Origin of the sequence: Massilia sp. CFBP9012, assembly GCF_034045115.1 — a bacterium.
GTDB lineage: Bacteria > Pseudomonadota > Gammaproteobacteria > Burkholderiales > Burkholderiaceae_D > Telluria.
Genome location: NZ_JAXCWM010000002.1, coordinates 24,502 through 34,375, shown reverse-complemented (window position 1 = coordinate 34,375; position 9,874 = coordinate 24,502). Strand labels below are relative to the sequence as shown.

Sequence of the window (9,874 nt, the reverse complement as noted above, 5' to 3'; positions counted from 1 at the left end):
GTTCCCGCCTCCGCGGGAACGACGTGGTTTTTCCTATGAAGCGGGCTTATTCAAGCGCCCGAAATTATTCCGGACACCAGTGCGCGGAGGCGGGAACCCAGGTTGGATGCGCAGCCACCAGATTTTGTATAGGTGGCAGAGCTGTATACTTGGGTTCCCGCCTTCGCGGCAACGACGTTTTTGCGTTAATGGGAGTAGGAACGGCCGGGCTGTTCAGGCCAGATCGACTTCCAGTCCCTCGTAGGCCAGGAATACCTGCAAGCCATCCAGCCGCGCGGCGTAGCGCGCCATCACCTCGGCAAACACCGCTTCCAGTTCATCGTCCCCACGCGTCGGCTCGTGGTGGGTGCAGTACAGCGTCCGTGCGCCGACGCGCAGCGCCATGTCGAACGCGCCGTCGAAGGTGCCGTGGCCCCAGCCGCGCTTGGACGGATATTCGTCGCGCGTGTACGAGCAGTCGACGATCAGGGCGTCCACGCCGCGCATGACGGCGTCCATGCGGCGTTCGCGCTCGCGCAGGTGTTCCTCGCAGGCGGCGTGCGCGCCGCTGTCGGCCGGGTGCGGGTTGGGCCAGGGCTCATGGTCGCCGGTGAAGAACAGCGATTTGCCGTTGCAGTCGATGCGATAGCCGAGGTTGAGCACCGGATGGTTCATCGCCACGTTCGACACCACGGCGTCTTCCACCGCGATCGGCGTTTCGATCTCGAGCGTGCGGTAGTCGAGAGTGGCGCTCATCTCGGCCTCGCCGACCGGGAAATAACTGTTCTGTAGTTGGACGTTCATCACGTGCTCGATGCCGTGGCCAGTGATTTCGTCGTGGGCGCCGTGCAGGCGCACCCGGTTGCCCTTGACGAACAGCGGCGCGAAGAAGGGCAGGCCGTGGATGTGGTCCCAGTGGCTGTGGGTGATGAAGATATTGGCGGCCACCGGTCCCAGTTGGACCAGGTGCTGGGCCAGCGGGAACAGCCCGGTGCCGCCGTCCAGGATCAGGAGGGCGCCGGCGTCGGTGCGCACCTCGATGCACGTGGTGTTGCCGCCGTAGCGCGCGGTGCGCGGACCCGGCGACGGGATCGATCCACGCACTCCCCAGAACCGGAATTTCATTGCACGCCTCCCGTCACGATCGTTTGATTATTATTCTATACAGCCTCGATCATAGCGGTATGTATCCGTGAGGCATAGTCATCAATTAACGCAAAGTTATTGCGAAGGCTCATGCATCCGCGGCGTCACGCATCCGCGCCAGCAGCAGTTCGCGCTCGGCGGCGTTGGCGGTGAGCGCGGCCGCGCGCGCGAATTCGGCGCGCGCCTCCGGCCGGCGGCCGAGCTTGAACAGCAGGTCGCCGCGCACGCTCGGCAGCCAGTGATAGCCGTCCAGCCGGCCGTCCGCGAGCAGCCGGTCGGCCAGCGCCAGGCCGGCCGCCGGGCCGTCGGCCATGCCCACCGCCACCGCGCGGTTGAGTTCGACGACGGGAGAGGGCTGGAGCGCGGCCAGTTCGCCGTACAGGTCGGCGATGCGGCGCCAGTCGGTCAGCTCGGCACGATGGGCGCGCGCGTGGCAGGCGGCGATCTCGGCCTGCAGCACGTAGGATCCGCGTGGCATGGCGATGCGCGCCGCGCGCTCGAGGGCGGCCAGGCCGCGCCGGACCAGCACGCCGTCCCAGCGCGCGCGGTCCTGCTCGAGCAGCAGCACTGGCCGCCTTGCTGCGTCCAGGCGCGCCGCCATGCGCGAAGCCTGCAGCTCCATCAGCGCCACCAGGCCATGCACCTCGGGCTCGTTCGGCGCCAGCTCGGCCAGGATGCGGCCCAGGCGCAGCGCCTCGTCGACCAGGGCCGGGCGCATCCAGTCGGCGCCGGCCGTCGCGGCATAGCCCTCGTTGAAGATCAGATAGACCGCCTCCAGCACGGCGCCCAGGCGCTCGCCCAGCTCAGCTGGCGGCGGCAGCTCGAACGGCACCTTCGCCTCGCCCAGGGTGCGCTTGGCGCGCACGATGCGCTGGGCCATGGTGCTCTCGGACACCAGGAAGGCGCGCGCGATCTCGCCGGTCGCCAGGCCGCCGAGCAGCTTGAGCGTCAGCGCCAGGCGGGCATCGAGCGACAGCACCGGGTGGCAGGCGGTGAACATCAGGCGCAGCAAGTCGTCCTTGAGCACGTCGCTGCGCCGGGCGTCGAGGTCGTCCACGAAATCCGGCACCGTCAGGGCCTCCTGGGCCTCGAGGTCGAGGCCGATCTGTTCCAGTTTCTGGCGCAGGCTGCGATCGCGCCGCAGCAGGTCGAAGGCGCCGTTGCGCGCCGTCGTGAGCAGCCAGGCGCCGGGGCGGTCGGGGATGCCGTCCTGCGGCCAGCGTTCCAGCGCTGCCACCAGGGCGTCCTGGGCCAGCTCCTCGGCCAGCCCGATGTCGCGCACGATGCGCGCGACGCTGCCGACGATGTGGCCGGATTCGATCCGCCACAGCGCCGCGATGGTGTCCTCGACCTTGCCCGTCATTGCCCTTCGCTCGGCGGCATGCTTTCCATATAGGCAAGCTCCCAGATATGGCCATCGAGGTCCTCGAAGGCATGCTGGTACATGAAGCCGTGGTCTTGCGCCTCGCGCGGAATGCTGCCGCCGGCCGCCACCGCCTTCGCGACGGTGTCGTCGACCGCGGCGCGGCTGTCGCGCGACAGGCACAGCAGCACTTCGGTGCTGGTGCGGGCGTCGGCGATCTTCTTGCTGATGAAGGTCTGGAAGAAGGGCTCGGCCAGCAGCATCACGTAGATGTGATCTTGGCTGACGATCATGCAGGCGGCGTTATCGTCGCTGAACTGGGGATTGAAACTGAAGCCGAGGGCGCCGAAGAAGGCGCGGCTGGCCTCGAGGTTCTTGACGGGCAGGTTGACGTAGATTTGCTGGTTGCTCATGACGGTTCTCCGGTCTCAGGCTTATTGCGTGCGCATGCGTTCGATGGTTTCGCTGGGCGGGAAGTCGTCCAGTTCGAATACCTGGCGCACTTCGATCTCGGCTTCCAGGCCGGGGCCCTGGGGATTGGGAAAACGGCGCGTCCATTCGAGCGCTTCCTCGCGCGAGCGAACCTGGATCATGGTGTAGCCGGCGATCAGCTCCTTGGTCTCGGCGAAGGGGCCATCGACGACGCGCCGCTCGCCGCCTTCGTAGCGGATGCGCCAGCCCTGGCTGGTGGGCTTGAGCCCATTGCCGTCGAGGAGGACGCCGGCGCGCGCCAGCTCCTGGTGGTAGTCGTTCATTTCGGCGAGCAGCGACTCTTGCGGCATCTCTCCCGCTTCGGTCGCGGCGCTGGCCTTGACGATGATCATGAAACGCATGGTGTTCTCCTTGGGTGGTGAGCGGCCCGCGGCAGCGGGCCTTTCATGGTCCACGACGAACGGCGCTCACCGTTTTCGACAATCCCGACAAACAATCATGAAAAATATTTTTAGCGCATGAAGCAGGGCGCCAGCGCGCGTACCTCGACCGTGGCCCATTCGGCAGCCGGACACTCGGCCGCTAGTAGAACCGCCTCGTCGCGCGAATCGACATTGACCATGAAGAAGCCGCCCACCATTTCCTTGGCCTCGGCGAACGGGCCATCGACGATGCGCGCCTTGCCGGCCGGGACGGTCACCCGCACCGCACTCTCGGTGGACGCCAGCGATTCGGCCGCCAGCAGCAGGCCGCGTTCCTTCAGCTCCTCGCCCCAGCGCAGCATGCGCTCGTAGGCGGCGCGTCCTTCGGCATCGCTGCGGGTGGCGCGCTGGCCGACCGGCTCGTGAATGAGCAGCATGTGGGGCATGGGATCTCCTTTGTGCGGATATGTCTGGACGCGTGGACGGCGTAGCCGCCCACCCTATGGTAGCGCTGTTTGCGGTTCAGGCAAAAAAAACGCCCGCCGGTGAGGGCGGGCGTTTGGTGGCATTGCCGCCTCTTACAGGCGGCCTGCGGTGTTACAGCACGTCGCTCGCGTGATCGGCCAGGCGCGAGCGTTCGCCGCGCGCCAGGGTCACGTGGCCGCCGTGGCTCCAGCCCTTGAAGCGGTCGACCACATAGGTCAGGCCGCTCGAACCCTCGGTGAGGTAAGGCGTGTCGATCTGCGCGATATTGCCCAGGCACAGGATCTTGGTGCCGGGACCGGCGCGCGTCACCAGGGTCTTCATCTGCTTCGGCGTCAGGTTCTGCGCCTCGTCGATGATGAGGAACTTGTTGACGAAGGTGCGGCCGCGCATGAAGTTGAGCGACTTGATCTTGATGCGCGAGCGGATCAGGTCTTGCGTGGCGGCGCGGCCCCAGTCGCCGGCATCGCCGTCCGACTTCATCAGCACCTCGAGGTTGTCGTCGAAGGCGCCCATCCACGGCGACATCTTTTCTTCTTCGGTACCCGGCAGGAAGCCGATGTCCTCGCCCACCGGCACCGTGACGCGGGTGACGATGATCTCGTTGTAGAGCTTGGTCTCCAGCACTTGCGCCAGGCCGGCTGCCAGCGCCAGCAGGGTTTTACCCGTACCGGCCTGTCCCAGCAGGGTGACGAAGTCGACCTCGGGATTCATGAGCAGGTTGAGGGCGAAGTTCTGCTCGCGGTTGCGCGCCGTGATGCCCCAGACGTTGTTCTTGTTGTGGCTGTAGTCGCGCAGGGTCTGCAGCACCGCGGTCTTGCCGTTGATCGACTTGACTTGCGCGTACAGCGGCGACTGGCCATCCTTCGGCTCAAGGAACAGGAACTGGTTCACCAGCAGGCTCGGGATCAGCGGACCGGTGACGCGGTAATAGGTCGCCGAGCTGCCGTTCTTGTTCTCCTGCCAGGATTCGACGTCCTTGCCGTGCTTGTCCCAGAAGTCGTCCGGCAGCTGGACGATGCCCGAGTACAGCAGGTCGGTGTCTTCCAGCACGTGGTCGTTGAAGTAATCCTCGGCCGGCAGGCCGATGGCGCGCGCCTTGATGCGCATATTGATGTCTTTCGACACCAGCACGATGGCGCGGCCCGCCATCTGCTGCTCGAGCGCGCGCACGACACCCAGGATCTGGTTGTCGGCCTTGCCGGCCGGCAGGCCTTCGGGCAGGGCGGCGCTGTTCAGGCGGGTCTGGAACAAGAGGCGCCCCTTGGCATCCTTGTTGCCCAGCTTGGACAGCGGAATGCCGGACTCGATGGCGTCGTCGTCGACGTTGGCGATCAGGGCGTCGAGCGTGCGCGAGACCTGGCGCGCATTGCGCGCGACTTCGGACATGCCCTTCTTGTGGTTGTCCAGCTCCTCGAGCGTCATCATCGGCAGGTAGACGTCGTGCTCTTCGAAGCGGAACAGCGAGGTCGGATCGTGCATCAGCACATTGGTGTCGAGCACGAACACCTTGGTGGTGCCGGAGCGGTCGGCCTTGCGGCTGGTGGACGACTTGATGGTGACTTCGACCGGCTTGTGCTTGGCCGGGTGCGGTTGATCGGCGTCGGTCTCGCGCAGCTTGGCCTGTGCCGGCGCGGCCTTGCGGGCTGGCTGGGGAGCCTGTTCGGCGACGGCTGGCACGGCTGCGACAGGTTTGGCAACCGCGGGCGCTTGCGCCGCGGCGAGGGTGTCTTGCGCCTTGCGGCGTGCGCGCGATTTCGGCGTCGGCACGGCCTGGCCGCTGATCAGGTCCTCGACGTCGTCATTGGCCTGGGCCGAGACGGGACGTACCGGCGATTTGCCGGGTTCGGCCTTGGGGTAATCTTTTGCCAGCAGCATGGTCGCTGGCTGGGTAGGCATCTTTGGCAGTGGCATCAGGTTCTCAATCTAAAAAAAGTCTGGATGGCCGTGCGCGCGCTGGCCACGTGGCGCGCTGCCGCACGGAGTCGATGCTACTAACGGGAGTGGCGGGTGAACCGCCGCGTGGACTGCAGGGGAAAACCTCTGCAGTAAGGCCGAGCCCGGAAATGCTCCGGCCCGGCAGGAAACCAGATTGGAAGAATGTGGATGTATTACGCGTTGACTCAAAATAAAGGATAGCGATCCAGCAGGTTGAACAAACTGGAGCCATCCGTAATTCAGGGCTGGCTCTTCAAAAATTCCAGCACTTCGGTGACGTGATCATTGACTTTCACGCCACGCCATTCTTTCACCAATCGGCCTTGAGCGTCAATGACAAACGTACTGCGCTCGACTCCACGCACCTGTTTGCCATACATATTTTTCATCTTCATGACATTGAACTGCGTGCAGACGGCTTCGTCCGGATCGGAGATCAGTTCGAACGGCAGGCCCAGCTTGGCCTTGAAGTTCTCGTGCGAGCGCAGCGAATCGCGGCTCAGGCCATAGATCTCGGCGCCCAGCGCCTGGAATTCGGGCCAGGCTTCGCGAAAGGCGATGCTCTCGGTGGTGCAGCCCGGCGTATTGTCCTTGGGGTAGAAGTACAGCACGGTGTACCTGGCGGGACGGCCAAAGAGCTCGAAGGTCTGGCCACCGGTCATCGGGGCGGAAAATGGGGCGATGGTTGCTGGGCTCTCGGCCACGGGCTTCTCCTGGGCAGTGACAGCGCGTTACGCTGCGATATTAACCTCCCGGCGCATGGTGGCGGGGAGCGGCACTGGCATGATAATCCGGCCATGCCACCTGCCGCTAGTGTCCTGCTGGACAGAATCGCACTATTTACATGGTTTATGAAACGTTTCCGCCTGTCCAGGGCCCGTGGTTCAGGCGCCGGCGTCGAGGATCAGGGCCAGCGTGACCTTGCGGCCTTCGCCCATCAGCACGTTATAGGTGCGGCAGGCGGCCGCGTTGTCCATGCTTTCGACGCCGATGTGCATGGCCGACAGGCTGGCCACCAGCCGCGGGTGCACGAAGCGCTGGCGCTCGCCGGTGCCGAGGATGACGACGTCCGGCGCGTCCTTTGCGATCTCCTCGAAATGGGAGGCGGTGAGTTCGTCGAAGCGGGTCACGTTCCATGGTCGCGGCGCGATTTCGGGGAGCACGGTCAGGCTGTAATTGAAGCGCTCGGCATTGATTTCCACGCCCGAAGCGTCGTAGCCGGTGACGGTCTGGTATTGTTGGGTGTTGTCGGAATGAAGCTTCATGGCGTTGGCTGAAATCCGGTGTGCTGGCAAAGGCCCATTGTAACCGGATCGGCAAGGTTGCCTAAATGGGGCGCTTTCGGCAGAATGGTATTTTTCGCACTGCAACAGAGCACGCTCACATCTGGGGAAATTTTGAGACCGATCGCCAAATCCAACAAGCTCGACGACGTCTGCTACGAAATCCGTGGACCGGCCCTGGAAAAGGCGCGCCAGATGGAAGAAGACGGCCAGAAGATCATCAAGCTCAATATCGGCAACCTCGCCGTGTTCGGCTTCGACGCGCCGGACGAGATCGTCAGCGACATGATCCGCAATATGCACGGCGCCGCCGGCTATACCGACTCCAAGGGCATGTTCGCGCCGCGCAAGGCCGTCATGCACTACACGCAAGAGAAGAACATCGCCGGCGTGGGCATCGACGACATCTACCTGGGCAATGGCGCCTCGGAACTGATCGTGATGTCGATGCAGGGCCTGTTGAACAACGGCGACGAAGTGCTGGTGCCGGCGCCCGATTACCCGCTGTGGACCGCGGCCGTGAGCCTGGCCGGCGGCGCGCCGATCCATTACGTGTGCGACGAGCAGTCCGGCTGGCTGCCCGACATCGAGGACATGCGGCGCAAGATCACGCCGAACACGCGCGCGATCGTCGTCATCAACCCGAACAACCCGACCGGCGCCCTGTATCCGCGCGAAGTGCTGCTCGACATCATCGAGCTGGCGCGCCAGCACCAGTTGATCGTCTACGCCGACGAGATCTACGACAAGACCCTGTATGACGGCGCCGAGCACGTCTCGATGGCCTCGCTGGCCGACGACGTGCTGTTCGTGACCCTCAACGGCCTGTCGAAGAACTACCGTTCCTGCGGCTACCGTGCCGGCTGGATGGTGGTCTCGGGCGAGAAACGCCACGCGAAGGGCTATATCGACGGCCTGAATATCCTGGCCTCGATGCGCCTGTGCGCCAACGCGCCGGGCCAGTTCGCCATCCAGACCGCCCTCGGCGGCCACCAGAGCATCAACGACCTGGTGGGGCCGGGCGGGCGCCTGCTGAAACAGCGCGACCTTGCGCATAAATTGCTTACCGATATACCGGGTGTGTCCTGCGTCAAGCCAAAAGCCGCGCTCTACATGTTCCCGCGCCTCGATCCGAAGATGTATCCGATCACGGACGACCAGCAGTTCATCTGCGAACTGCTGTCCGAGGAAAAAGTGCTGCTGGTGCAAGGCACCGGCTTCAACTGGATCGCCCCGGACCATTTCCGGCTGGTGTTCCTGCCCAATTCCGACGACCTGACCGACGCTTGCGGACGCATCGCGCGCTTCCTCGACGGTTACCGACGACGCCACGCCTGAACGGGACCGGCGTCCTGACCATCAAGAGAAACAGATTTTATGAAACCGATTCAAGTTGGCCTCCTGGGCATCGGCACCGTGGGTGCCGGTACCTTCAACGTCCTTCAACGCAACCAGGAAGACATCCGCCGCCGCGCCGGACGCGGCATCGAGATTGCGATGATTGCGGCGCGCAATATTGAACGCGCGCGCGAAGTGACCGGCGGCACGGTCGACATCGTGGCCGACCCGTTCGCGGTGGTCAATAATCCGGACATCGACATCGTCGTCGAGCTGATCGGCGGCTACGAGCTGCCGCGCGAGCTGGTGCTGCAAGCGATCGCCAACGGCAAGCACGTAGTCACCGCCAACAAGGCGCTGCTGGCGCTGCATGGCAACGAGATTTTCGCCGCCGCGCAAGAAAAAGGCGTGATGGTGGCCTTCGAGGCGGCTGTCGCCGGCGGCGTGCCGATCATCAAGGCCCTGCGCGAAGGCCTGACCGCCAACCGCATCGAATCGGTGGCCGGCATCATCAACGGCACCACCAACTTCATCCTGACCGAGATGCGCGAGAAGGGCCTGGATTTTGCGACCGTGCTCAAACAGGCGCAGGAACTTGGCTATGCCGAGGCCGACCCGACCTTCGACATCGAGGGTGTCGATGCGGCCCATAAACTGACCATCATGTCGGCGATCGCCTTCGGCATCCCGGTCCAGTTCGACAAGGCCTATATCGAAGGCATCAGCCAGTTGCAGGCGGCCGACATCCGCTACGCCGAGCAGCTCGGCTACCGCATCAAGCTGCTGGGCATCACGCGCCGCACCCACACCGAGTCGGGCGAGGGCGTCGAGCTGCGCGTGCACCCGACCCTGATCCCGGCCGCGCGCCTGATCGCCAATGTCGAAGGCGCGATGAACGCGGTGCTGGTGCAGGCCGACGCGGTCGGCGCCACGCTGTACTACGGCAAGGGCGCCGGTTCGGAGCCGACCGCATCGGCCGTGATCGCCGACCTGGTCGACGTGACCCGCCTCCTGACCGCCGACCCGTACAGCCGCGTGCCGCACCTGGCTTTCCAGCCGAACCAGATGACCGATGTCGCGATCATGCCGATGTCCGAAATCACCACCAGCTACTACCTGCGCGTGCACGTGCAGGACCAGCTCGGTGTGATGGCCGACCTGACCCGCATCCTGGCCGACGCCGGCATCTCGATCGACGCCGTGCTGCAGAAGGAGCCGGGCAACCGGGTCGACATCGACATCATCATGCTGACGCACCAGACGCGCGAAAAGAACATCGACGCGGCGATCGCCAAGATCGAAGGCTTGCCGGCGGTGATCGGCAAGGTGACGCGGATCAGGCTGGAAGCGCTGGGCTGACGTCGCTTTACGCCTGGCCACCAGCCTCGATACACGTCGTTCCCGCGGAGGCGGGAACCCAAGTCAGCATGCTCCGAGACTACGGACAGCGTAGTGGTGAAGTGGGCAAACTTGGGTTCCCGCCTGCGCGG

At 64.7% G+C, this 9,874-nt stretch carries 10 protein-coding genes; 2 read left to right on the top strand and 8 right to left on the bottom strand.

Going from position 1 to position 9,874, the window contains the following annotated elements; genetic code table 11:
• Positions 1 to 213: 213 nt before the first annotated feature.
• The 8 genes from SOM61_RS02825 to SOM61_RS02790 form a co-directional block, all read right to left on the bottom strand.
• The gene (locus SOM61_RS02825) at positions 214 to 1,104 is read right to left on the bottom strand and encodes an MBL fold metallo-hydrolase (protein WP_320472691.1); all 891 of its coding nucleotides are present in this window, start codon (positions 1,102 to 1,104) and stop codon (positions 214 to 216) included.
• A 109-nt stretch (positions 1,105 to 1,213) separates the two neighbouring features.
• Positions 1,214 to 2,488: an RNA polymerase sigma factor gene (locus tag SOM61_RS02820; protein ID WP_320472690.1), complete on the bottom strand. Its 1,275-nt coding sequence runs from the start codon at positions 2,486 to 2,488 to the stop codon at positions 1,214 to 1,216.
• Positions 2,485 to 2,901 carry a VOC family protein gene (locus SOM61_RS02815; protein WP_320472689.1) on the bottom strand — a complete coding sequence of 139 codons (417 nt, stop codon included), beginning with the start codon at positions 2,899 to 2,901 and terminating at the stop codon, positions 2,485 to 2,487. The genes SOM61_RS02820 and SOM61_RS02815 overlap by 4 nt, the downstream gene beginning before the upstream one ends.
• A gap of 21 nt (positions 2,902 to 2,922) precedes the next feature.
• A complete protein-coding gene (locus tag SOM61_RS02810; protein ID WP_320472688.1) occupies positions 2,923 to 3,321 on the bottom strand; it encodes a YciI family protein in 399 nt (132 codons plus the stop codon).
• A 110-nt stretch (positions 3,322 to 3,431) separates the two neighbouring features.
• Complete coding sequence (locus SOM61_RS02805) at positions 3,432 to 3,788, bottom strand: YciI family protein (RefSeq protein WP_320472687.1); 357 nt, start codon at positions 3,786 to 3,788, stop codon at positions 3,432 to 3,434.
• Between the two features lie 151 nt (positions 3,789 to 3,939).
• Positions 3,940 to 5,739, bottom strand: coding sequence for a PhoH family protein (locus tag SOM61_RS02800; protein WP_320472686.1), 1,800 nt, complete (start codon positions 5,737 to 5,739; stop codon positions 3,940 to 3,942).
• 263 nt (positions 5,740 to 6,002) lie between these two features.
• Positions 6,003 to 6,467 carry a peroxiredoxin gene (locus SOM61_RS02795; RefSeq protein WP_320472685.1) on the bottom strand — a complete coding sequence of 155 codons (465 nt, stop codon included), beginning with the start codon at positions 6,465 to 6,467 and terminating at the stop codon, positions 6,003 to 6,005.
• A 180-nt stretch (positions 6,468 to 6,647) separates the two neighbouring features.
• Positions 6,648 to 7,028, bottom strand: coding sequence for an Mth938-like domain-containing protein (locus SOM61_RS02790; RefSeq protein WP_320472684.1), 381 nt, complete (start codon positions 7,026 to 7,028; stop codon positions 6,648 to 6,650).
• Between the two features lie 132 nt (positions 7,029 to 7,160).
• Between SOM61_RS02790 and SOM61_RS02785 the strand changes: the two genes are divergently transcribed.
• Together SOM61_RS02785 and SOM61_RS02780 are read left to right on the top strand one after the other, a co-directional pair.
• Positions 7,161 to 8,384 (top strand): pyridoxal phosphate-dependent aminotransferase, encoded by a 1,224-nt coding sequence (locus SOM61_RS02785; protein WP_320472683.1) that lies wholly within the window; start codon positions 7,161 to 7,163, stop codon positions 8,382 to 8,384.
• 39 nt (positions 8,385 to 8,423) lie between these two features.
• A complete protein-coding gene (locus SOM61_RS02780; RefSeq protein ID WP_320472682.1) occupies positions 8,424 to 9,743 on the top strand; it encodes a homoserine dehydrogenase in 1,320 nt (439 codons plus the stop codon).
• Positions 9,744 to 9,874: the final 131 nt, after the last annotated feature.

Excerpts from the sequence above, each read along its gene's own strand:
- SOM61_RS02825 (WP_320472691.1), bottom strand. The coding sequence starts at position 1,104 with ATGAAATTCCGGTTCTGGGGAGTGCGTGGATCGATCCCGTCGCCGGGT.
- SOM61_RS02820 (WP_320472690.1), bottom strand. The coding sequence starts at position 2,488 with ATGACGGGCAAGGTCGAGGACACCATCGCGGCGCTGTGGCGGATCGAA.
- SOM61_RS02815 (WP_320472689.1), bottom strand. The coding sequence starts at position 2,901 with ATGAGCAACCAGCAAATCTACGTCAACCTGCCCGTCAAGAACCTCGAG.
- SOM61_RS02810 (WP_320472688.1), bottom strand. The coding sequence starts at position 3,321 with ATGCGTTTCATGATCATCGTCAAGGCCAGCGCCGCGACCGAAGCGGGA.
- SOM61_RS02805 (WP_320472687.1), bottom strand. The coding sequence starts at position 3,788 with ATGCCCCACATGCTGCTCATTCACGAGCCGGTCGGCCAGCGCGCCACC.
- SOM61_RS02800 (WP_320472686.1), bottom strand. The coding sequence starts at position 5,739 with ATGCCACTGCCAAAGATGCCTACCCAGCCAGCGACCATGCTGCTGGCA.
- SOM61_RS02790 (WP_320472684.1), bottom strand. The coding sequence starts at position 7,028 with ATGAAGCTTCATTCCGACAACACCCAACAATACCAGACCGTCACCGGC.
- SOM61_RS02780 (WP_320472682.1), top strand. The coding sequence starts at position 8,424 with ATGAAACCGATTCAAGTTGGCCTCCTGGGCATCGGCACCGTGGGTGCC.